The 22557-nt window shown below is 39.6% G+C and carries 23 protein-coding genes and 1 rRNA gene; 17 read left to right on the forward strand and 7 right to left on the reverse strand.

The window, feature by feature from the left end:
- Window positions 1-174: 174 nt before the first annotated feature.
- Window positions 175-290, forward strand: a 5S ribosomal RNA gene (gene rrf / locus Q0Y52_RS06310).
- Between the two features lie 139 nt (window positions 291-429).
- On the opposite strand, the gene Q0Y52_RS06315 is transcribed toward rrf, so the two are convergent.
- The 3 genes from Q0Y52_RS06315 to Q0Y52_RS06325 form a co-directional block, all read right to left on the reverse strand.
- On the reverse strand, window positions 430-1926 hold the full coding sequence (locus Q0Y52_RS06315) for an IS66 family transposase (protein ID WP_297819522.1): 1497 nt from the start codon (window positions 1924-1926) through the stop codon (window positions 430-432).
- A gap of 85 nt (window positions 1927-2011) precedes the next feature.
- Window positions 2012-2362 carry an IS66 family insertion sequence element accessory protein TnpB gene (gene tnpB, locus Q0Y52_RS06320; RefSeq protein ID WP_297819525.1) on the reverse strand — a complete coding sequence of 117 codons (351 nt, stop codon included), beginning with the start codon at window positions 2360-2362 and terminating at the stop codon, window positions 2012-2014.
- Window positions 2359-2655 carry a hypothetical protein gene (locus Q0Y52_RS06325; RefSeq protein WP_297819528.1) on the reverse strand — a complete coding sequence of 99 codons (297 nt, stop codon included), beginning with the start codon at window positions 2653-2655 and terminating at the stop codon, window positions 2359-2361. The genes tnpB and Q0Y52_RS06325 overlap by 4 nt, the downstream gene beginning before the upstream one ends.
- 447 nt (window positions 2656-3102) lie before the next feature.
- Here Q0Y52_RS06325 and Q0Y52_RS06330 point away from each other — a divergent pair.
- Window positions 3103-4292, forward strand: a protein-coding gene (locus tag Q0Y52_RS06330) for an IS3 family transposase (protein WP_297817896.1) whose coding sequence is annotated in 2 segments (ribosomal slippage) — window positions 3103-3361 and window positions 3361-4292 — 1191 coding nt in all. Because the reading frame shifts where the segments join, the coding sequence is not laid out codon by codon here.
- 283 nt (window positions 4293-4575) lie between these two features.
- Here the strand turns inward: Q0Y52_RS06330 and Q0Y52_RS06335 are convergent.
- Together Q0Y52_RS06335 and ygfZ are read right to left on the reverse strand one after the other, a co-directional pair.
- Complete coding sequence (locus Q0Y52_RS06335) at window positions 4576-5061, reverse strand: peptidylprolyl isomerase (RefSeq protein WP_297819531.1); 486 nt, start codon at window positions 5059-5061, stop codon at window positions 4576-4578.
- Window positions 5062-5089: 28 nt separating this feature from the next.
- Window positions 5090-6100 (reverse strand): tRNA-modifying protein YgfZ, encoded by a 1011-nt coding sequence (gene ygfZ, locus Q0Y52_RS06340; protein WP_297819534.1) that lies wholly within the window; start codon window positions 6098-6100, stop codon window positions 5090-5092.
- Between the two features lie 90 nt (window positions 6101-6190).
- Between ygfZ and Q0Y52_RS06345 the strand changes: the two genes are divergently transcribed.
- Both Q0Y52_RS06345 and Q0Y52_RS19410 read left to right on the forward strand, forming a co-directional pair.
- Window positions 6191-6442, forward strand: a complete 252-nt coding sequence (locus Q0Y52_RS06345; protein ID WP_297819537.1) for a succinate dehydrogenase assembly factor 2 — start codon at window positions 6191-6193, stop codon at window positions 6440-6442.
- A gap of 28 nt (window positions 6443-6470) precedes the next feature.
- On the forward strand, window positions 6471-6878 hold the full coding sequence (locus Q0Y52_RS19410) for a protein YgfX (protein ID WP_366939256.1): 408 nt from the start codon (window positions 6471-6473) through the stop codon (window positions 6876-6878).
- An 828-nt stretch (window positions 6879-7706) separates the two neighbouring features.
- On the opposite strand, the gene nadB is transcribed toward Q0Y52_RS19410, so the two are convergent.
- Window positions 7707-9305 (reverse strand): L-aspartate oxidase, encoded by a 1599-nt coding sequence (gene nadB / locus Q0Y52_RS06355; protein WP_297819543.1) that lies wholly within the window; start codon window positions 9303-9305, stop codon window positions 7707-7709.
- A gap of 238 nt (window positions 9306-9543) precedes the next feature.
- On the opposite strand from nadB, the gene rpoE reads away from it, so the two are divergent.
- The 10 genes from rpoE to Q0Y52_RS06405 all read left to right on the forward strand — a co-directional run bounded on the left by rpoE (window position 9544) and on the right by Q0Y52_RS06405 (window position 18232).
- Window positions 9544-10125: an RNA polymerase sigma factor RpoE gene (rpoE, locus tag Q0Y52_RS06360; RefSeq protein ID WP_297819546.1), complete on the forward strand. Its 582-nt coding sequence runs from the start codon at window positions 9544-9546 to the stop codon at window positions 10123-10125.
- A 43-nt stretch (window positions 10126-10168) separates the two neighbouring features.
- Complete coding sequence (locus Q0Y52_RS06365; protein WP_297819549.1) at window positions 10169-10801, forward strand: RseA family anti-sigma factor; 633 nt, start codon at window positions 10169-10171, stop codon at window positions 10799-10801.
- A 22-nt stretch (window positions 10802-10823) separates the two neighbouring features.
- Window positions 10824-11795 (forward strand): MucB/RseB C-terminal domain-containing protein, encoded by a 972-nt coding sequence (locus Q0Y52_RS06370; RefSeq protein ID WP_297819553.1) that lies wholly within the window; start codon window positions 10824-10826, stop codon window positions 11793-11795.
- Window positions 11795-12283 (forward strand): SoxR reducing system RseC family protein, encoded by a 489-nt coding sequence (locus tag Q0Y52_RS06375; protein WP_297819556.1) that lies wholly within the window; start codon window positions 11795-11797, stop codon window positions 12281-12283. Before Q0Y52_RS06370 ends, Q0Y52_RS06375 begins: the two co-directional genes overlap by 1 nt.
- A gap of 171 nt (window positions 12284-12454) precedes the next feature.
- Window positions 12455-14251, forward strand: a complete 1797-nt coding sequence (gene lepA / locus Q0Y52_RS06380; RefSeq protein WP_297819559.1) for a translation elongation factor 4 — start codon at window positions 12455-12457, stop codon at window positions 14249-14251.
- Entirely contained in the window at window positions 14252-15157 is a 906-nt protein-coding gene (gene lepB / locus Q0Y52_RS06385) for a signal peptidase I (RefSeq protein WP_297819561.1), read from the forward strand.
- Window positions 15158-15844 (forward strand): ribonuclease III, encoded by a 687-nt coding sequence (gene rnc / locus Q0Y52_RS06390; RefSeq protein WP_297819564.1) that lies wholly within the window; start codon window positions 15158-15160, stop codon window positions 15842-15844.
- Window positions 15845-15863: 19 nt separating this feature from the next.
- On the forward strand, window positions 15864-16763 hold the full coding sequence (gene era / locus Q0Y52_RS06395) for a GTPase Era (RefSeq protein ID WP_297820009.1): 900 nt from the start codon (window positions 15864-15866) through the stop codon (window positions 16761-16763).
- Between the two features lie 42 nt (window positions 16764-16805).
- Window positions 16806-17447, forward strand: coding sequence for a pyridoxamine 5'-phosphate oxidase (gene pdxH / locus Q0Y52_RS06400; RefSeq protein ID WP_297819567.1), 642 nt, complete (start codon window positions 16806-16808; stop codon window positions 17445-17447).
- Window positions 17448-17464: 17 nt separating this feature from the next.
- Entirely contained in the window at window positions 17465-18232 is a 768-nt protein-coding gene (locus Q0Y52_RS06405) for a TatD family hydrolase (RefSeq protein ID WP_297819570.1), read from the forward strand.
- Between the two features lie 4 nt (window positions 18233-18236).
- Here Q0Y52_RS06405 and Q0Y52_RS06410 read toward each other — a convergent pair whose 3' ends face one another.
- Complete coding sequence (locus tag Q0Y52_RS06410) at window positions 18237-18848, reverse strand: hypothetical protein (protein ID WP_297819573.1); 612 nt, start codon at window positions 18846-18848, stop codon at window positions 18237-18239.
- A 191-nt stretch (window positions 18849-19039) separates the two neighbouring features.
- Here Q0Y52_RS06410 and Q0Y52_RS06415 point away from each other — a divergent pair, with 191 nt between their 5' ends.
- Genes Q0Y52_RS06415 through Q0Y52_RS06425 form a run of 3 tightly spaced genes read left to right on the forward strand, consistent with a single transcriptional unit; the run spans window position 19040 to window position 22556 of the window.
- Window positions 19040-19963: an ABC transporter ATP-binding protein gene (locus Q0Y52_RS06415; RefSeq protein ID WP_297819575.1), complete on the forward strand. Its 924-nt coding sequence runs from the start codon at window positions 19040-19042 to the stop codon at window positions 19961-19963.
- Window positions 19963-20697 carry an ABC transporter permease subunit gene (locus Q0Y52_RS06420; protein ID WP_297819579.1) on the forward strand — a complete coding sequence of 245 codons (735 nt, stop codon included), beginning with the start codon at window positions 19963-19965 and terminating at the stop codon, window positions 20695-20697. Before Q0Y52_RS06415 ends, Q0Y52_RS06420 begins: the two co-directional genes overlap by 1 nt.
- Window positions 20698-20699: 2 nt before the next feature.
- Entirely contained in the window at window positions 20700-22556 is a 1857-nt protein-coding gene (locus Q0Y52_RS06425) for a GldG family protein (RefSeq protein ID WP_297819581.1), read from the forward strand.
- The last annotated feature ends 1 nt before the right edge of the window (window position 22557 follow it).

Raw genomic sequence — 22557 nt, forward strand, 5'->3', positions numbered from 1 at the left:
TCATAAAAGAAGTGCTGAGTGTTTGATGAGTGGCAAGTATTAACATAAAATTAAGAGTAAGACTGAAGACATTCTTTAGGCTCGATTACAGCGCGCTTCTACCTAGGTAGGCAGCGAGCATCAGCTTTTACATATTGATTTATTGAGTGAAAACTTGATAGATAACAGTTTTTGTCTGGCGACAATAGCGATGTGGCACCACCTGATCCCATTCCGAACTCAGAAGTGAAACACATTAGCGGCGATGGTAGTTTGGGGTTTCCCCATGCGAGAGTAGCACATTGCCAGGCTCCTATTTAGAGAAAGGGCTATCCGTATGGGTAGCCCTTTTTTGTATCTGCAATTTAGTAAGGCTTGTGGATTATTCGATTATGCATCTGAGCAGGTAGAGGCAAAGCTTCTTTATCCGTAAGCGTCCGGTGATCCCACCTAGCGTTTAGCGCAATTCCATGGCAACAGGTGGTCGATAGTGTCATCTGGTTTCAGGCTTGGGATTTCATTTAGCAGATGGTTGAGGTAATCGAATGGCACTAAGCCATTGGATTTAGCAGTTTCGATAATACTATAAAGTGTGGCACTGGCGTTTGCGCCGTTAGCCGTGTTTGAGAATAACCAGTTTTTTCGACCTATCACAAAGGGTTTTATGGCCCGTTCCGCCCGGTTATTGTCGATAGTCAGGTTGCCATCTTCAATGTAACGAATGAGTTTGGACCATTGATTCAGGCTGTAGGCAAGGGCTTTGCCCAGAGCCGTTTTAGGCGGTACCTCTGTGGCGGACTTATCCAGCCAGCCTTTGAATTGCATAAGTAAGGGTAAGGCGTCAGCCTGACGTATTCGGTATTTTTCTTGTGCTGTTTTACCTTTGATTTTTGTTTCTATGCGATACAGTTTTTGGATTTGATTGAGTGCCCAATTGGCTTTGCCGGTTTTGCCTTTCGGTTGTGCGGTTTCTGCCTCAACAAACTTTCTGCGGGCATGGGCCATGCAGGCGACCAGCGTGGCCTGAGTTTGGGCATACCCCTGATAACCATCCACTTGCAAATAGCCTGAATATCCGGCGAGGAAATCCACCGCACACTGACCTCTGCGACTGTTTTGATAGTCGTAGAGCACAATATTGGGAGTGGAGCTGTCGTTGGGCGAGTCTGTGCCACTGCAATACAGCCACATATAACTGGTGGTTTTGGCTTCCCCGATAACTTTTAATGTTGTCTCATCCGCTTGAATGACCGATTGTTGCAGCAGTATTTCCCGCAGTCGCTCATACAGTATTTGCAACGCCAGTTGCGACTTTATCATCCAATCAGCCATGGTCTTGCGACTCAGCTCGATGCCGTATTGTTTGAACAGGCTTTCCTGGCGGTAAAGCGGTAAACCATATTGGTATTTACTGGTAATGATTTGGCTGAGCAAGCTGGGGGTGGCATAACCTTTGGGAATAATGCTGGCTGGCACAGGCGCCTGTTTTATCTGGTTTTGTGTACCGTCTTTTTCGCAGGCTCTGCATGCATACTTTGGCCGTACCGTTTCAATCACTTTGACTTTAGCTGGGATAAATTCCAACTTCTCGCTCTTATCTTCGCCAATCTGATGCAGTTCACCGTTGCAGCAAGCACAGACTTTATCTTCATCGGCAATATCAATGACCACGACTTCACGGGGTAAGTCCTTCGGCAGCGGTTTGCGCTTTGGCTTATTGCGGGTGTATCCAATTGTCTCTTGTACTGGCTCAACGTCAAGCTGCTCTACTTCGGCTTCCACCTCATTAAACAACTCGCCTTGGCCCGGATGACCTTCACTGCTGGCACCAAACTGTTTTTGTTGGGCAAGGCGGAACTGCTCTTCTAGAAATGCTATCTTGGCATCTTTCTCTGCCAATAAGCTTTCCAGCTCAGTAATGCGTTGTTGGTATTGCGTCTCTATCATGTCTGTATTTTATCGAATAACAGACTGATTTAATTGACTTTTTTAGAATAAGTCGTGATCGTTAAATGCTGCTTATGATCTGTGGTTATAAGCTGACGGCTTGATACGTCAAGGGGCTGTGGCCGATGATGTCATAACCGCCGAGTAACCAATTGAGCTGTTGCTCTGACAGAACTAAACGACTTAGCTGGTCATCTTTGGGCCACTTGAAGCGCTGCTTCTCCAGCCGTTTGTACCACAACGCAAAACCTGTCTTATCCCAGTAAAGGATTTTGAGTTTATCCCGTTTCTTGTTGCTAAAGACAAACAGCGCATCGCTTAAGGGCGACAATTCAAGTTGCTGCTCAACCACCACAACCAAACCGTTAATCGACTTTCGAAAGTCCACAGCCTCAATGTGCATATAGATATCCGACGGCTCAATAAACATCTTCATGCTGCCACTGCCTTGAGCAATTGTGCCAACCACAAGGGCTCGCAATTGAGTGGCAAAGACAATGTAGCGTCACCTATTTGCAGTGACATCATTGTTGTATCAGGACTTGTTTTACTGACCTTGATAAACGGTGATGATAGTTTGCGTTGTTGACGCTTGAGCAATGACTGTTTTCTGGCATGGAAGTATTTATTGTTTAGCGCGTGTTGTTTGCAAAATTGAGCAACCGATATGCCGCTGCTTTCCTGTTGCTCAATGATGACCTGCCATTCTTTAGAACTACGTCTTCCCATATTCGACTCCGATGATTATCAAAGTCGATATTCTGCTCTGCAAGGTTAACTAATGGAACGTGCTAATTACCGGACGCTTACCTTTATCCTCCTTCAAAGTAGCACTGGTATGGCGCTGTAGAGTGCCTCGCACATTGCTGGAAGGCCAGCCCCACATTTGGATACACCGCAGGCTCCCATTTAAAAAAAGGGCTATCTGTAAAGGTGGCCCTTTTTGATATCTGCTCGTTAAAAAACGAGGGCAGACATATATATCCCTGTTGAGATAGACCCAAACTCATCTCCTCGATAATTACACCTGGATTGTTTACCCTTCACCCTCCACCATTTTATCGTCCTTGATAATTATATGCTGAATAGTCAGGTTTCCCTATGAAGTGGCATAGTTAATTTGGCCACCTAACTAGAGATGTTATGCTATTTGCATAGCAAGATTAGGTGCCAAAGATGAGCAAAAGAACAAGACGGACTTTTAGTCCTGAATTTAGATTGGAAACAGCACAACTGGTTGTTGATCAAAGTTACACTCACGACGAAGCCGCTAAGGCAATGGGGGTTGGTTTTTCAACGATAGGAAAGTGGGTAAAACAACTTCAACAAGAACGTAAAGGCGTGAGAGTTGAGCAAACCCCAATGACGCCTGACCAGCTAGAAATAAAGGATTTAAAGAAGAAGCTTGCGCGAGCTGAGCTTGAGAAGGAAATATTAAAAAAGGCTACCGCTCTGTTGATGTCGGACTCCATGAACAACTCTCTCTAGTAGAGAAACTGAGTCAGAGTGATGAACGCCGTTATTCGATAAAAGTGCTATGTGAGGTATTTGGAGTCCACCGCAGCACCTACAAATATTGGCTTGGGCGAGATAGACGCTTATCACCAGAGGTCGCTAAATTGTACGGCCAGGTGAAAGAAGTGCATCGGCAAAGCAACGGCTCAGCGGGCGCAAGAACGATAGCGATTATGGCAACCGACAATGGTTTCCCTTTATCTCGTTATCGTGCCAGTAATATCATGAAGAAGTTGAATTTAGTCAGTTGCCAACTACCGCAACATGCCTACAAGAAGGCGACTAAAGAGCATGTGGCTATCCCGAACATATTGGATAGGCAATTTGCCGTCATTGAGCCTAATCAATTGTGGTGCGGCGATGTGACGTATATTTGGACAGGCAACCGATGGGCTTACTTAGCGGTCGTCATGGATTTATTTGCAAGAAAACCCGTTGGTTGGGCGATGAGTCATTCGCCTGATAGTAATTTAACCTGTCAGGCGTTGACCATGGCATTTGAAAGTCGTGGAAGACCTAAAGAGGTGATGTACCATAGCGATCAAGGAAGTCACTACACAAGTCGCCAATTTAGGCAGCTAGTATGGCGATATCGATTAACGCAAAGTATGAGCCGACGAGGAAACTGCTGGGATAATAGTCCAATGGAACGCTTTTTTAGAAGCTTAAAAACAGAATGGATACCAACAACTGGCTATTGTAGTTTTAGTGAAGCTAAGCACGGTATCAATGATTATATTATTGGCTATTACAGTGAGTTTAGGCCGCATTCATATAATGGTGGATTGACACCAAATGAATCGGAATATCGGTATCGAAAATACTACAAACCCGTGGCCAAAATGACTTGACCACTTCACTATGGGAGAGTTTAACTCGGTAGCTGCTATGTCGCGTATCTAAGCTTACTACCTATAACGAATTTATTTTTCATTGCCCTGAGAGAAAATAGGTTTTGTTCCAATAAAATCCTACATCCTATACCTATATAAGTTATTGAAGATGTCATGCACACTTAAGTATTCTGAATTAGAGGGATTTCTATTTGTATCTGTTAATACCTAAGTCATTTCATAATTTATGATATAAAAAAAGCGCCAATTGAGCGCTTTTTTTATATTTAAATTTTATTGCTTAATGAGAATGCTCACATCCACCTTCAGTATGTGGGTGACCATGGGCGATTTCTTCTTCTGTCGCTTCTCTGACTTCTAATACCTCTACATCAAAATTAAGTGTCAGACCTGATAAAGGGTGATTTCCGTCAACTACCACCTCTTCTTCATTGATGTCGATGATCATCACTGATTGTTCACCGTCATCAGTTGATGCTCTGAAAGTCATACCCACATTTAAATCCATATCCTCAAACATTGTTTTTGGTACTGACTGAACTAATTCTTCATGGCGTTCGCCATAGGCAAGAGCTGGTTCTATGTCTATAGTAAACTTATTACCAACTGTTTTACCTTCTAATTCATCTTCTAAGCCTTGAATTAAAAAATGACTACCTTGTAAGAAAACCATAGGTTCACTATTTCTCGATGTGTCGATTTGAGCTCCGTCTGATGAACAAACAGTAAAGTGGATGGTGGCAATGGTATTATTGGCTATATTCATTATATTCCAGTCAAAATTGATTTTTTACCTATTGTAGAGGATAGGGAAGTGCTTGAGCAATGAAGATTGTATTTGGCGAAGATTTAACTCTAAAAATACTACCTATTTGTGTATCTTTGGCTAAAATCGCAAATATCCATGTCTGTCCTTCATCAGAACCACTTCGAAGTATCTTTCCGCCAGGTCGCCAATTCTCCCCTATTTGGTATTCGAGGTGCTCACCACTTAAATCTTTTGTGTCGGTCTGAGTTTTTAGAATAAAACCAGCACGTTTATTACGGCCCAAATATTTTGTTCTAGCTACAACTTCTTGTCCCATGTAACAACCTTTTTCAAAATCTATGGCGTCCATTGCCTGCAGATTAAACATTTGTGGTACAAATTCGTTTATTGTTGTTCCTCGAATGTCACCTAGCCCTGACTTTATGTCTGCGATTTCCCATAGCTCTCTACTTTCGGATTCTTTTAAACCTAATTTTTTTTCAGCATTATTGGGTTGTAAAACTAGATAACGTTGATCTGGTTGTTCTTTTGACATTACCAAGCCATAAGCATTTGATATGACTTTTCTATCACCCGTTGGTAATTCGTCAAACAGATCTAAGATTGCCTTTTCAAATAAGTCGCCAGAGCCACCGGTTATCTGCCAATTGTCGCTTTGGTTTGTGATATCTACTTTGGCAAATACTCCATATTTTTTTAATTCGGATAGAGATTTTTCTAAAACTGATTTATGTGTGATTAATAAAATAGAGTCTTGCCATAGTAAGGTATAAAAGACACTCCAAACTTTACCTTTAAAGTCACAATGAGTAGCTAAAAGTGCATCATTTTTAGTTAGCTGATTAACATCTGCCGTTATTTGACCTTGTAGATAATTGACTTTTTCTTCACCAATGAGTTGGATGACTCCATTATTTTTAAGCTTATTGGTATACTGTTTTGGCGCGGTATGGTCTGGGAGTGCTTGTGACATAAATTGTTTTCTTTTGCTAATCATCCGTAGCATTTGATATGGGGTACGAGTTTGATTTAGCAAGGAATAATCTGAAAACAACTGATTATTACTGTTATTATGAAAATCAGATATTCAAGTTAAATTGAAATTATTGACAATTAGAGGTTAAAAATGTTTGATAAAAAACGATACGGTCGTTTGAAGTGGGCATGTCGCCGTGGAATGCTGGAGCTTGATGTGCTCTTTATGCCTTTTGCTGAAACCGGTTTTAATGAATTATCTAGTCATCAGCAAGAAGTGTTTGAGAGGTTGTTAATCTGTGATGATCCTGATTTGTATGCTTGGTTTATGGGACATCAAGCCTGTGATGATAAAGAATTTAGTCAAATGATTGAACACATTTTAAGCCGTGTTAAAGTATAGGGTTGAGTTTAAATCGTCTCGAATATTAGTGACTTTCACGTTGCTGGTTTATGTTATTTTAATATTATCAGTCTTAAATTGGCAATCTGATAGTATTCAATACCAGTTTTTATTCCAAATGTTGACTATTTTAGGCATTATTCTTTTTTTTCTTAAAACGATCTTTAATTCCAGAAAAAAAAAGCAGCCTCCTGTTATATTTTCCCAAGGGGGAGAATGGTTGGAAGTATTTGAAGACGAACAATTGGGCTGGAGAATTACTGCTAAATCCAGAGTCAGTAGTTTTTTAATATTTATTCATTTGATCTCTTCACTTAACTCTCGTTATTCAAAATGGTGTTTTATATATAAAGACCAAGTTATTAAAAGAGATTTCCGCCGACTTTGCCGTGCCGTTATCTATCAACAACATACCTCTGACAAGGGTAATCTATGACACCTCATCTTGATATAATCACTTTTTTAGTATTACATATATTAAGGTGTAGTTAATATGATGTGCTCACTAACATTCTAACCTCCATTTTAGCAACTTTCCAAAATCTTCTAGCTGGAAAATATATTTTACCTAAAGGATTTACAATAGATTAAAATCCTAAAAAAACTTACTGTCAATCGGTCGGTTTGGACCCCAAGGATGATCTTTTCTTTTATTAGAATTAATGCAGGTTAAGTGCCTGATAAACTGTATTAGCTCAATCACAAAGGCTAAATAAAGTAGTCCGTATTTAGTGTTTTTAACATTTGAAAATGCATTCTGATTAATAGGTATCTTAACTAGACTGACATTTCTTAGCTGTTTTGAGCTTGCATGGCAATGTGCCATTATTAATTTATTTCGCCGTGATCATGTCCATATTACAGACCCAATAGGAATGAAGTTTTATAGGTGATTTTACTAACTCTAAAAATAAAACCTCTAATCTCTATTCTAGTTTAGGTCGACAATATGCAGCGTTTTCTGGTGATTTCAATCCAATCCAGTCCAATTAGATGGTCGGCTAAATTACAATGTTCTAAACAGCATGTTATTCATAGAATATGAACTAGTTATCAATGTATATATGGGATACATAAGAAATTCTCACCTTTATAAACTCAAACGTTGAGGTTTAACTTATCTTCATGCACCTTCTTTATTTACCATTCAAGTTAGCATGGTTTTTCATTCTTTTAAGTTTGCATGTTGAACAGTATTTTAAGATGGTAGGCTGCGGGGCTAACAACGAGTTATATTCTTTACACTTTATTCGTAATATTCGCTCTATTTAAGATCGTTTTGTATTATTGTCGGTTTGGGATCGTCAAGTTTCTGAGGGTAGTCTAAGTTAAAGTGTAAGCCTCGACTCTCTTTGCGTTCTTTAGCGCACTTCACTATTAACTCAGCAACTGTCAGTAAGTTTCTAAGCTCAAGTAAATTATTACTAACTTTAAAGTTACAATAATAATCATTCACTTCCTGTTGTAATAATTCAATACGATGATGGGCACGTTCTAAACGTTTATTCGTTCGCACAATACCTACGTAATCCCACATAAACAGGCGCAATTCATGCCAGTTATGTTGAATAATTACTTCTTCATCGGAGTCACTCACCTTGCTTTCATCCCAAGCTTTAATTTGTTCATCTACTGTGTTTTCAGTTAACTTTGCCGTTATGTGATTAGCAGCAGAATGGCCATATACTATACACTCCAACAATGAGTTACTTGCCATCCGATTTGCACCATGTAGTCCAGTATAAGCCACCTCACCGATCGCATATAAGTTATCTATATCAGTTTTGGCATATGTATCTGTGACGACTCCACCGCAACTGTAATGTGCTGCTGGTACAACCGGGATGGGCTGCTGAGTAATATCGATTCCCAAAGAGCGACACTTTCGATAAATATTTGGAAAGTGCTTAACAATAAAATCACTTGGTTTATGGCTGATGTCCAGATACATACAATCAGCGCCTAACCTTTTCATCTCAAAATCAATGGCTCTGGCGACGATATCTCGTGAAGCCAAATCACCCCTTTTATCAAATTTATGCATAAAAAGGGTACCGTCAGGATGACAAAGTTTCGCACCTTCGCCTCGTAAAGCTTCAGTAATTAAAAAATTTCGCGCTTCTGGATGATACAAACATGTTGGATGAAATTGATTAAATTCCATATTAGCAACCCGACATCCTGCGCGCCAAGCCATAGCAATACCATCACCACTAGATACGTCTGGATTAGACGTATATTGATAAACCTTACTTGCTCCGCCTGTTGCTAAGGAAACAAACTTACTACGAATTATTTCCACTCTTTCCCGTTTTCTGTTCCATACATAGGCGCCTAACAATAGATTTTTTGTGTTTTGACTTTTGATTAAATCTACGGCGTTATAGCGTTGAAATAGGTGAATGTTAGGATGCTGCTGCACTGCTTCAATAAGAGTGACTTGCACTGCGGCGCCAGTGGCGTCGGCTGAGTGTAAAATTCGTCTGTGGCTATGACCTCCTTCTCTAGTCAGATGAAATCGAGTTTCACCGTTTTCTGAGCTTTCCCGGTCAAATGGCATTCCAAAATCAATTAGCCATTGCATAGAAGTTTTGGCTTGAGATGCGGTGAACTCAACAGCGCTTCTATCACACAAACCGTCGCCAGCTAATAGTGTGTCCTCAACATGTGAGGCAATAGAATCATTTTCATCAAAAACGGCTGCAATGCCGCCTTGGGCATATTTGGTTGACCCTTCAGATACATCACTTTTACTTAACACTATCACTTGGCAATGATCTGCAAGTTTTAAGGCGTGACTTAATCCTGCGGCGCCGCTTCCAATAATAAGTACGTCACATTGGTGTTCAATAGTAGAGTGCATAAGGTAAACTAGGTAATATGGTCGATTTGTTAGGCAATACTAATTTACACGTTATAAATTACAATGCTTTTCATAGCGGATTGTATGTAAATTTCCTTTACTGACAGTAATTCAATTAAACATTTTTGTTTTTTCGAAAAAAAAAGTTGGATATATTCGAACTTTTCAAATTTCATAGAGTCAATAGTAGTGCTTGCATGAGCCGTAGTTTATTTTCGTACAGGAGTAAAGGCTCGAAATGAGCGAGCAGATAGCAGACCAACAAATTGTTGAAAGAGTGCAACGCGGAGATAAAAACGCATACGGGTTGTTGGTAACAAAGTACCAACAAAAAGTATCCTATTTAGTCTCTAGATATGTTAAAAATTCAGGGGACGTGGCAGATGTAACGCAAGAGGCGTTTGTAAAAGCTTACAGAGCCTTACCAAATTTTAGAGGTGATAGCGCTTTTTATACTTGGCTATATAGAATAGCTGTAAATAGTGCAAAAAATTATCTGGTGTCTCAAGGGAGAAAGCCCCCAGCAAGTGATGTTGATGCTGATGAAGCAGATTATTATGACGGCAGTGATGCATTGAAAGAAAATAATTCACCCGAAAAAAACTTAATGTCAGAGCAAATGGAGACGCTGTTGTTTGACGCCATGGAAAAGCTACCTGAAGATTTACGTATGGCTATAAGCTTGCGTGAACTAGAGGGGCTAAGCTATGAGGATATTGCTAATGTTATGGATTGCCCAGTAGGAACCGTCAGGTCGAGAATATTCAGGGCAAGAGAAGCATTAGATAAAGTTATTCAACCATTATTGATGAATGATTGATTTTAAATCAAAGAAAAAATTAAATTAGCGGGAATCACAATGTATGTCGCAAAAACTTGAAAATTTGTCAGCCTTAGTCGATGGAGAATATATCGCTTCTAGCTCATCGAGCATTCATGTGTTGGATGCGATAAAAAATGATACTGATTTGCAGCTAAAATGGAAAAGTTACCACCTTATTCGTGATAGTTTGCGTCAGGAACTTCCATTAAATATTAATTTTGATATTGATATTGCTAATATGGTTGCTAAAGCGTTGGAGTCTGAGCCTACATTATTGGCTCCAAAGAGAACTTGGCGTGACCTACCTTTAGTTGGTAATGTTGTTCCCTTTGCAAAACAAGGCGGACAAATGGCTATTGCTGCCTCGGTTGCCGTAGTGATGATAATTGGGGTTCAACAATTTAATCAGGCTGACTTAGACCAACCATTTAATGCAGCCCCTCATATCCCGGGCATTCAAGGTGGTTTGTCACCAGTGAGTTTTGATCAATCTCCTGCAATACCGAACTCTGATGGGGCTGAACAAAGACGTCGAATCAATGCGTATATGACAGATCATAAACAACAATTACGTTTTAAAACGATTCAACTGACTAATGATGGTTCTGAGATTTCGGATCCAAAAATCACTAATGAAGAGGCACAATCAGACATTGTTGAAAATACACCCTAATAAAATTGCTAGCAGGGTCATATTGACTCTGCTGATTAGTGTTTTTGTTCCTTTTCAATCTTTTGCACAAGTACAAAAGATTAACACTACCAATTCTTATACACCTAATAGTGCGCAAGCATGGTTAGCGAAGATGTCCGAAGCAGTTAAGTCTCTCAATTACACTATTTCCTTTGTTTTATTAAAACCCGCTGTAGATTCCCAGCCCTATCTTTGGCGTCACGGGGTGAATGAAGATGGCCTCGAAATGGAACAACTTAATCTTTTGAATGGCCCAGGCCGAGAAGTTGTTCGTATTGGAAATAAAGTCAGTTATTTTGAACCTAACGTTCCTCCTTACAGCTTGCAAACATCTATTATCAACGGACCTTTTCCTAGCGAGTTTTTGCAAAACCCAGAAAAATTGTTGCTGGGTTACGAATTCATTATGATCGGCCGTAGTCGGATCGCGGGGCGCTCGGCGCAACAAATCCGAATAATCAGTAAAGACAAAACTCGCTTTGGCTTAAATGTTTGGCTTGATCAAGAAACAGGGTTGTTATTAAAATTGAACATGTTCGGTCAAGAAGGTCAGCTTCTGGAGCAAATTCAAGTGACAAGTATACAAATAGCTAAAGAGCCTGATCCTTTTTTTGCAAAAATTGAGCCCGGAATGTTGCCTGAGGTGGTCAGTTTTAGTACAAGCGCTACACTTAATTCACTTTGGGAAATTGGCTATATTCCTAGAGGTATGACAATAGTAAAAAGAGACTTACGTCGTTTGTCTAGATCGAGTGGAGTAGTTGAATACATTATGTTGAGTGATGGTTTGGTTGATGTCTCTGTCTATTTACAAGGCAGAGATAACAATAAGCCACAGGATAATTTAGTGGGCACAGTTCAGTCTGACACATTGCTAACTATTGAGCATGGTGAACTAATCATCACTATTATTGGGAAGCTACCAGCAAGCACTGCCAATGCCATTGCTAAATCAATTCAAAGAATTAAATAATGATTGAGGAGATTGGAGTGATTTGTGCTATCGAACACCACAACTCTCAGCAGGTTGTATTGGTTGAAACACAAATTAAGTCAACATGTGGCAGTTGTGAAGCTCAATCCAATTGCGGCACAGGAGCCATCGCAAAAATTTTTGCAAGAAAGCGAGAAATATTGCGCTTTCGATTGAATGAAATGGTTGAAGTTGGGCAAAAGGTCAGTTTAGGGATACCGGAAGAGAACTTACTTAAAGCTTCTGCGTTGGTTTATTGTTTGCCTTTATTGGCCCTTGTTTTGTCTGCACTTGTCGGACAAAGTATCTTGCCATTAATAGGATTAATAGTCGAAGGGTGGTTGATATTGTTCTCCGCTTTTAGCACTTATTTTACATTTAGATTTGTGCGTCGCTTTTTAAGCCGTTCTGATCAAGGTGATTTTTACCCTCGTATTCTCAGAATTTTTCCCTTGGAAATTGATAATATCCAAGTCAAACAAGTCTAAGTTTCCTATTCTCTTACAAAAAACAAGAAACAATTCTTTTGTTGTGTCGCAAAGTGATTGATAAAACTGTAAAATTCTTTTCTATTTAATTTTTGTCCCATTCTCTAGCGACTTATATTTATTTAACTAGTTGCTTGGAAACAAAACCACTTGGTAATTTTCTAAAATTTTATGCAACACAAGCACATACGTAATTTCTCAATTATTGCTCATATAGACCACGGTAAATCAACTCTTTCCGATCGGCTCATCCAACATTGTGGAGGATTGAGCAGCAGAGAAATGTCTGCACAAGTCCTTGACTCAATGGATATCGAAAAAGAACGTGGTATTACCATCAAAGCGCAAAGTGTTACGCTGAACTACACCGCAAGAAATGGTCAGACTTATCAATTAAACTTTATCGATACGCCAGGACATGTAGATTTTACTTATGAAGTCTCACGTTCACTTGCTGCTTGTGAAGGGGCATTGTTGGTTGTTGATGCCGGGCAGGGAGTAGAGGCTCAAACATTGGCGAATTGCTATACCGCCATTGATTTAAACATGGAAGTGGTGCCAATTATAAACAAGATTGATCTACCCCAAGCTGAACCTGACCGTGTCGCAGAGGAAATAGAAGACATAGTCGGTATAGATGCTATCGATGCAGTGCGCTGTTCTGCCAAAACAGGTATTGGAATAGAAGAAGTACTAGAAGTGATTGTGCGCCAAATACCACCACCAGAAGGTGAGATTGATGCGCCGTTAAAGGCATTGATTGTTGACTCTTGGTTTGATAATTATCAAGGGGTGGTATCTCTTGTGCGAATTATGCAGGGGGAGTTACACAAGAATGATAAGATTAAAATAATGACGACTGGTGGCATTCATCAAGCTGATAAAGTGGGTATATTCACACCTAAAGCAACCGATACTGGAGTGTTAAGAGCAGGTGAAGTTGGGTTTGTTGTTGCTGGTATAAAAGAAATTAATGGAGCACCTGTGGGTGACACTATCACCTTAGCGAGACGGCCTGCACCTGAAGCCCTCCCTGGTTTTAAAAAGGTCAAGCCTCAAGTCTACGCTGGTCTGTTCCCAATTAGTTCTGATGACTATGAAGATTTTCGTGACGCATTGGCAAAATTAAGCCTCAATGACGCATCTTTGTTTTTTGAGCCAGAGAGTTCATCTGCTCTAGGTTTTGGTTTTCGTATTGGTTTCTTAGGTATGCTACATATGGAAATCATCCAAGAACGTTTAGAGCGTGAATATAATTTGGATTTGATCACCACTGCACCTACTGTTGTGTATGAAGTAGTCACTAAAGAGGGTGAAACGATTTATGTAGATAATCCTTCAAAATTACCTGCTATCAATGATATAGAAGAGATTCACGAGCCTATAGTTGAAGCGCATATATTAGTGCCGCAGCAGTATCTTGGTAATGTCATTACGTTATGTGTTGAAAAGCGTGGTATGCAAACCAGCATGACTTATCACGGCAAACAAGTTGCGGTGAGTTATGATCTACCTATGGCAGAAGTAGTAATGGACTTTTTCGATAAATTAAAATCGACTAGTCGAGGTTTTGCATCTCTGGATTATAATTTTAAGCGTTTCCAAACCGCTGAAATGTCACGCTTAGACATTTTGATCAATAGCGAGCGTGTGGACGCCCTTGCCATGATTACGCACAAGGACCACGCTGTGACTCGTGGTAGGCAGTTAGTCGAAAAACTCCAAGAGCTTATCCCCAGACAAATGTTTGATATTGCTATCCAAGCAGCTATTGGTAATCAGATAATTGCTCGCAGTACCATCAAGCAATTACGTAAAAATGTAACAGCCAAGTGTTATGGTGGTGATATCAGCCGTAAGAAAAAACTATTACAGAAACAAAAGGACGGAAAAAAACGTATGAAGTCAGTAGGTAACGTAGAACTGCCTCAAGAAGCCTTTTTAGCACTTCTGAAGGTAGGTAAATAAATGGCTAATTATTTTTCAATCTTTCTGGTTGTACTGACACTCGTTTCGGGTCTGATTTGGTTGGTCGATAGCTTGATGTTTGCCTCTAAGCGTCGTCAGAGAATGGTAATTGCTGCTAGCCCTGACAGCGCAAAATCTGTTTTAGAGCAAGACCCGCAATTACCTTGGTTAGTCGATACAGCACAACAAATTTTCCCTGTGATTGCTTTTGTTATGGTGTTGCGTTCATTTTTGTATGAGCCTTTTCAAATTCCTTCTGGCTCAATGATGCCCACATTATTAGTGGGGGATTTCATCCTTGTTGAAAAGTTTACTTATGGGCTAAAAGATCCCGTAATGCGGAATAAGTTTGTCGATGTTGGAGAACCAAAACGAGGTGATGTCGTAGTGTTTAAGTTTCCGCCTCAGCCACATCTAGACTATATTAAGCGGGTAGTAGGCCTACCCGGCGATACTGTTATTTATCGAAATAAACAACTTCAAGTTAAGCAATCTTGTGATATTGCTGAAAATTGCTCAGGATTTCAGACTATTGATTTAAAGTTGGAGAGCACAGGAGAAGCATATCAGCAATTTGCACCATTAGAAAAATACACGGAGCAATTGGGTGATGTAAGCCATCAAATATATCGTACTCAAGGCAGAGCTATTACTAGTCGTTATTATTCTCAGCCAGGAACACAGGCGGATGAATGGATTGTTCCTGAAGGACATTACTTTGTTATGGGTGACAATCGCGATAATAGTGAAGATGGAAGGTATTGGGGATTTGTACCTGAAGAAAATTTAGTAGGTAAAGCCGTCGCGATTTGGATCAGTTTTGAATTTGATCGTGTGCCTAGTAGTTGGGTTCCAGGATGGATCCCTACTGATGTTAGGTTTGAACGTGTTGGTAGCATAAAATAAATGTCACTTGTTAACCCATATATACGTTTGTATAAGCGCTTGGGTTATACCTTTGCGGATGAGGCTAAAATAGTTGAAGCTTTAACCCACAGAAGTGCTAGTAAACAACACAATGAGCGTCTGGAATTTTTAGGGGATGCTATATTAGGAATGGTCATAGCGAAAGCCTTATACCAGCGTTTTCCTCAACAGCCTGAGGGCAAGCTAACTCGCATGCGCTCAAGCTTGGTAAAAGGAGATACCTTGGCCGAAGTTGCCAGGGAATTTGAGCTTGGTGAGTTGTTACTTCTTGGTCCAGGGGAGCTAAAAAGTGGTGGGTTTCGCCGTGATTCAATATTAGCTGATGCAGTAGAATCCATTATAGGCGCCATTTATTTAGAAGCGGGCATGAATACGTGTGAATCCTTAATTCTGGATTGGTTTGCTTGCAGACTTAAAGCGCTCGATCCAGAAGCTGTTTCCAAAGATGACAAAACCCGCTTGCAAGAATACCTACAGTCAAATAGACACCCTTTACCTCTTTATGAGGTGACTGAAATTAAAGGTAAGTCACATGATCAGACTTTTTATGTTGAGTGCAATGTAGAAGGTTTAAAAAAAGCGGTGGTAGGTAGCGGTAATAGTCGACGCAGAGCAGAACAAAAAGCCGCAAAGCAAGCATTTGAGAAATTAATTAATGATAGATAATAAGCCTGATGAAAAGTCGATGATCGACACACACTGTGGAATGATCGCCATTGTTGGACGCCCAAATGTGGGTAAGTCGACCTTGCTGAATAAACTGCTAGGTCAAAAAGTGAGTATTACTTCTAGAAAACCGCAAACTACTCGTCACAGAATAATGGGTATTGACACTGTAGATAATCGTCAGGCCATTTATGTTGATACCCCCGGATTACACATTGAAGAAAAACGCGCTATAAATCGTTTTATGAATCGCGCAGCATCGAGTTCAATTGCTGATGTTGGTTTAGTACTATTTTTGGTTGAAGGCACTAAATGGACAGATGACGATCAAATGGTGCTAACGAAATTACAACAATCGGGCTCTCCGTGTTGGCTGATTGTGAATAAATCAGATAACGTTAAAGATAAAGAAACTATGCTTCCCCATCTTAAATGGCTGGGTGAGCAACATAGCTTTCAACAGATTATGCCTATCTCAGCTAAAATTGGTAAAAATGTCGAAGAGTTACGTGCCCTAGTTCTGGATACTTTGCCCAAAAGTGAGTTCTACTTTCCAGAAGACTACATAACAGACCGTTCAAGTCGGTTTATGGCATCTGAGATTGTTCGTGAAAAGCTGATGCGTTTTACAGGAGACGAGTTACCATATTCTATTACTGTGGAAATTGAACAATTTCTTCTGGCTGAAAATGGTATTTATCGTATAAATGGATTGATTTTGGTTGAGCGTGATACCCAAAAAAGTATGGTCATTGGTAAAGGGGGACAGCGCCTTAAAACCATTGGTATGGAAGCACGAAAAGATATGGAGGTTTTGTTTGATGCGAAAGTTTATTTAGAACTTTGGGTAAAAGTGAAGTCAGGTTGGGCTGATGACGAAAGGGCACTTCGTAGCTTAGGTTATGGACTAGACAACTAATTTATGGACCTGGGTTTCATTCTTAACAAATAAGAGATCAAGATGCGTTCAATCAGTGATATTCGTAGAGATTACACACGCGCAGGGTTAGATGTTGATGACTTGACCCCTGAACCTTTTGCGCTATTCGAGCGCTGGTTAAAAAATGCAATTGATGCAAACTTAGCTGACCCCACTGCTATGACTGTTGCTACAGTTGATAAATCGGGGCAACCTTCTCAACGTATTGTGCTCTTAAAAGATTTTGATAAGACCGGGTTTGTTTTTTACACAAATACTGGCAGTAAAAAATCCCAAGACCTAAGCCAAAATAGTAAAATTTCGCTGCACTTTCCATGGCACATGCTGGACCGTCAAATTAAAGTAACAGGTATTGCTCAGAAACTAAGTTCAGTGAGTGTAGCGAAATATTTTATGTCTCGTCCCAAACCTAGTCAGATTGCTGCTTGGGCCTCCGCACAAAGTCGTCCTATTAATAGCAAAAAATTACTTATGGAGAAATTTTCTGAGGCAACAGCTAAGTTCGCCAAAAGGGAAGTTCCATTGCCTGAATTCTGGGGAGGATACAGAGTTGTCGCCCTCCAAATCGAGTTTTGGCAAGGAGGAGAGCATCGGCTTCACGATCGTTTTGTTTACTCTAAAACATCCGAAGGCCATTGGCATACAGAACGTTTGATGCCTTAACCATTTAGGGGCTTATTGTGCTGATTGATAGCCATTGCCATATTGATTTTTGCTGTTTTGATCATGACAGAGCTGAAGTTTTAAATAGCTGTAGAAAGCTGGCAATAGATACTATTGTGATCCCAGGTACTCAGGCCAGTCAGTGGCAAAAACAAATCGACTTGTGTCATTTGTATCCTCAACTTAGGTTTGCATTAGGTTTACATCCATATTTCCTAAAAAGTTTTGAACCTTTACATTTGGTTCAGCTATCTCAGCTGCTGAACCAGCATCAAGACAAAGTACTGGCTGTTGGTGAGATTGGTCTCGATACTCATATTGATGTTGATTGGAAAATGCAATTACAAGTATTCGAACAGCAATTGTTGATTGCTGAAGAGCATATGTTACCAGTAATTCTTCATCACAGAAATTCACACAACGAGCTTATACAATCGCTTAAGGCAAAAAAATTCACTCAAGGCGGCATAGTGCACGCTTTTTCTGGGAGCGTGCAACAAGCAAACACGTATATTGATTTAGGGTTTAAAATTGGGGTTGGCGGAGGAATTACCTATTCTCGGGCAAGTAAAACGCGTAAGACATTATCTAAGTTGCCTATTAATTGTCTGGTTTTAGAAACTGATGCTCCAGATATGCCTTTGATAGGCAAGCAAGGATTAAGAAATAGTCCTGAGTACCTACCTGAAATATTTGAAAGTCTGTTGTTACTTCGGGCTGAAACTAAACAGCAATTACTCCAAGCCTGTTATCAAAACGTGCAAGGTACTCTGGCAAATCTTTAAAAAATTATTGTTTAGATGAACGAATAAGTTGCCTATATCTGAATTTGTAGAATGCACGCGTAATTAAGATGCCCGCTATGGCTGCCAGAATCATTAACATTTGTAATTGTTGATTGAGCTGTTTTTGATATTCACTGTGATATGCCATCACTTCTTTCTCTTTGAGCACAATACTCAAGAAACCGATTGTTTGCTCATTATGGGTAATGTTTTGTACGAAGACTAAAGGTGATATACCTTTCGATTTATAAGCCGCTATCACAGATAACCCTGCGTTGTTGTCGGCTAACATTCTGCCTTTATTATCAAATAAAGATACCCCAGCAACATGTGGATCAGTGACGATATATTCGAGTTGTTGTTTTAACGCGTTTGAGTCATTTTGAAGTAATGAACTTATTAGTACTTTGCCTGATAAAGAAGATAGGCTTACCCCTAATTGATTCGCTTGTTTAGAGTGCCAGTTAAGAGATTGTTCAGAACTTATCAGCCAAAGATTTGTGCAGGCTATGCATCCTATAACAACTAAAACCAAATTTGCTATGCGTTTAAAGATAGAAAAGCGACTTGGTTGCTGAAAAGGGGCAGTGATATTAGATGTGTTTATTTGTTGCATACACAAACAATAAGTCAAATTGGTTGTGATGCCAAGTTAATAGCCTGTAGGTAGCAAAAATAGTTCAATATGGGTGAGTAGAAGACTTCTTTTTATATGTAATTTTTATATTCTGATATTAAAAAGATTGAAAATCACCGTGTAAGCACAATATATATTGAGTATTCAAAATTGGTCATTTAAGGATTATTATGATCTCAGTTAAAAATTTATTTAAAACCTTTAATGGTTTTGAAGCAGTGAGCGGTCTCTCATTTGACATTATTCCAGGTGATGTTGTGGGTTTTTTAGGTCCAAACGGAGCGGGGAAATCTACAACTATGAAGATCTTGACAGGTTTTTTAGTTCCCACCAGTGGTGATATACATATTGCCAACTTGTCTCTGGAGCAGTCTACATTAGAAATAAAAAAGAAAATTGGTTACTTACCCGAGGGAGCCCCAGCTTATGGCGATATGACTCCTCTGCAGTTTCTGAATTTTATTGCTCAGATTCGAGGTTATAAAGGCGCCAAAAAGGTAGCAAGGATTGAACATGTCGTTAAACAGGTAGAACTTCAAGAGGTACTAGATAAGCCCATTGATAATCTATCCAAAGGTTTTAAAAGACGTGTGGGTTTAGCTCAAGCTTTGATCCATGACCCAGAAATATTGATCCTCGATGAACCTACTGATGGACTCGATCCAAATCAAAAACATCAAGTCCATAAACTAATCAAAAATCTTTCTAAAGATAAAATAGTTATTATCTCAACCCATATTCTAGAAGAAGTCACAGCTGTGTGTAATCGTGTGATGATATTAGCTAAAGGTACACTCTTGTTTGATGATACTCCTCAAGCCCTTAACCGAATGTCTAAATATTACGGTGCCGTGACTTTATATTGTAGTTATCGCGCCGATGTTTCTGAGTTAGGTGAATTGGAAGGTGTAGCTGAAATGGAAGAAGAATTAGAAACGGGGCGGGTGACTCTTTTTCCAAAACCGGGAGCAGAAATATTGCATTTAGTGACTGCTCACGCACAACGATGTAAATTACCTATAGATAGTTTATATGTTGAGCAAGGGCGGTTAGACCAAGTATTTAGACAAATTACTCAAGAGGTGACAGCGTAATGAGTAATATAAGTATATTATTTCGAAGAGAATTTTCTAGTTTTTTTGCGACACCTGTTGCCTATGTTTTTATTGGTATATTCTTGATTTTGTCGGGGGTGTTCACATTTTTTGTTGGTGGTTTTTATGAGCGTGGACAAGCTGACTTGTTACCTTTTTTTAATTTTCATCCTTGGTTATATCTTTTTCTTGTTCCAGCGATCTCCATGCGTAGTTGGTCTGAAGAACGGAAAAGTGGCACTATTGAACTACTCATGACCTTACCAATCAGTTCTTGGCAAGCCATGTTGGCCAAACATCTTGCAGCATGGTCAGTATTGGGTTTGTCGCTATTATTAACTTTTCCATTATGGCTAACAGTTAATTATCTGGGAAACCCAGATAATGGCATTATCGTTGCTGCTTATGTCGGTAGCTGGTTAATGGCTGGGGCTTTTTTATCTATCGGCATGTGTATGTCGGCCATAACTAAGAATCAGGTGATCGCCTTTATATTATCATTGGTAGTGTGTTTTTTATTTGTAGTCAGCGGAAGTAATATTGTACTCGATGCCTTTAAAAGTTGGGCACCTAGTATGGTTATTGACGTTGTGGCCTCTTTTAGTTTTCTGACGCATTTTGAGGCTATGGCCAAAGGTGTGATTGCTTTAAACGATTTAATTTACTTTCTGATAGTGACTGGCTGTTGGCTGTTTGCAGGCTTAGTGATAATTGAACAAAAGAAGGCGGATTAGTTATGAAGCATAAATTGACCTTTTCTGTTAATTTGTTTTTGATATCGGTAATATTTATTGCTTTGGTTTTTATCAATAATCAATTGTTATCTTCAGCAAGGTTAGATTTAACTGAAAATCAGGTTTACTCTTTGTCACAGGGAAGCAAGCAGGTTCTGAAAGAAATAAAGGAACCCATTAATCTATACTTTTTCTTTTCAGAAAAAGCATCTAAAAATATGACAAGTTTGCGTAACTATGCCAACCGTGTCAAAAGTCTACTTTCTGAATATGAAACCTTTGCTAACGGCAAACTCAAGTTACAGGTGTTAGATCCTCTAGCCTTTTCTGAACAAGAAGATCAGGCAGATCAATTTGGTTTGACCGCTGCAAATATTGGCGTAGCAGGCGAATCCATTTATATGGGATTGGCAGCGACTAATGCTTTAGATGAGAAAAAAGTTATTGCGTTTTTTGACCCACAAAAAGAAGGTTTCTTAGAATATGAAATCAGCAAACTGATTTATCAACTAAATGAGCCAGAACCAGTCAATGTAACCTTAATCACTGATCTTGCTATAAAAGGTGGGCAGAACCCCATGACGGGACAGGTTGATCCTCCTTGGACGTTTCTTACACAATTGGATGAATTATACACAGTAGAACAACTCACTAGTGAAACCATCAGCTTGCCAGATAATACAGACGTATTGCTGTTAGTTCACCCCAAAGAATATAGTGATGCGTTATTATTTGTTATTGATCAATACGCTATCTCTGGTGGTAAAGTCTTAGCTTTTCTGGATGTACATAATGAATCTGACCAAATGGCAATGATGGCCACACCAATGCCTAGCGTCAGTAGTTCACACCTAAATCGATTACTCAAAGCATGGGGAGTGCATTTTGATAGTGATAATGTGCTACTTGATGCTATGGCAGGTCTTGATATACTGACTCCAGAGGGGGGCGTGGCCAGACATTTTGGTTTTGTAGGTTTTACTGCAGACCAGCTTGATCGTGAAGATGTGCTCACATCAAACCTAGAGTTATTAAATGGTGCGTCGTTTGGTGTTTTTAGCCAAATTGAAGAATCTGAAACTAATTGGTTACCATTGGTAACGTCAACACAAAACTCAGACTTGATGGATACAGCGACGTATGCCATGACACAAGACCCTGAACAATTAGCGAAAGCCTATCAAATTGATAAACAGGCATATGTTCTAGCTGTAAGATTATCAGGGCGGGCCAAAAGCGCCTTTGAACAATTACCTAAAGAAACAGAGCTGACAGAAATAGTTAAATCGACAGATAATTTAAATGTCATTTTAGTGGGGGATACTGACATGCTCGCCGATCGATTCTGGGTGCAACAATCTAATTTTTTTGGCCAAACTATCTATACTCCTTTCGCCAATAACGGTGATTTTATTATTAATGCTATTGAGAATTTAGGTGGTAGTAATGCACTCATCAGTATCAGAAGCCGAGGTGTTTTTAGTCGCCCTTTTAGCAAAGTTGATGAACTAACCGTCATTGCAGAACAAAAATTTCGCGAACAAGAAGAAATATTACAAAAACAACTAGAAGAGACCGAGCAGCAATTATTGCAGTTGCAAAATCAACAAGTTGAAGTGGGTGCATTGATTATTAGCCCTGAACAACAGTTAGCTATTGACGAGTTTATGCAAAAGAAAGTCACTATTCGTAAGTCTCTACGTGATGTTAGACATCAACTTGATAAAGATATTGAAAGTTTGGGTAACTGGTTAAAACTTGTCAATATTGCCATTGTTCCATTTATCCTCATTTTATTACTTGCGTTGTTAAGAGTCTTTTTCAGAACTAGGCCTCGTTTAACTTCAATTACCACTTAGT

It is taken from the genome of uncultured Paraglaciecola sp. (assembly GCF_943787955.1).
In the GTDB taxonomy this organism is placed as follows: domain Bacteria; phylum Pseudomonadota; class Gammaproteobacteria; order Enterobacterales; family Alteromonadaceae; genus Paraglaciecola.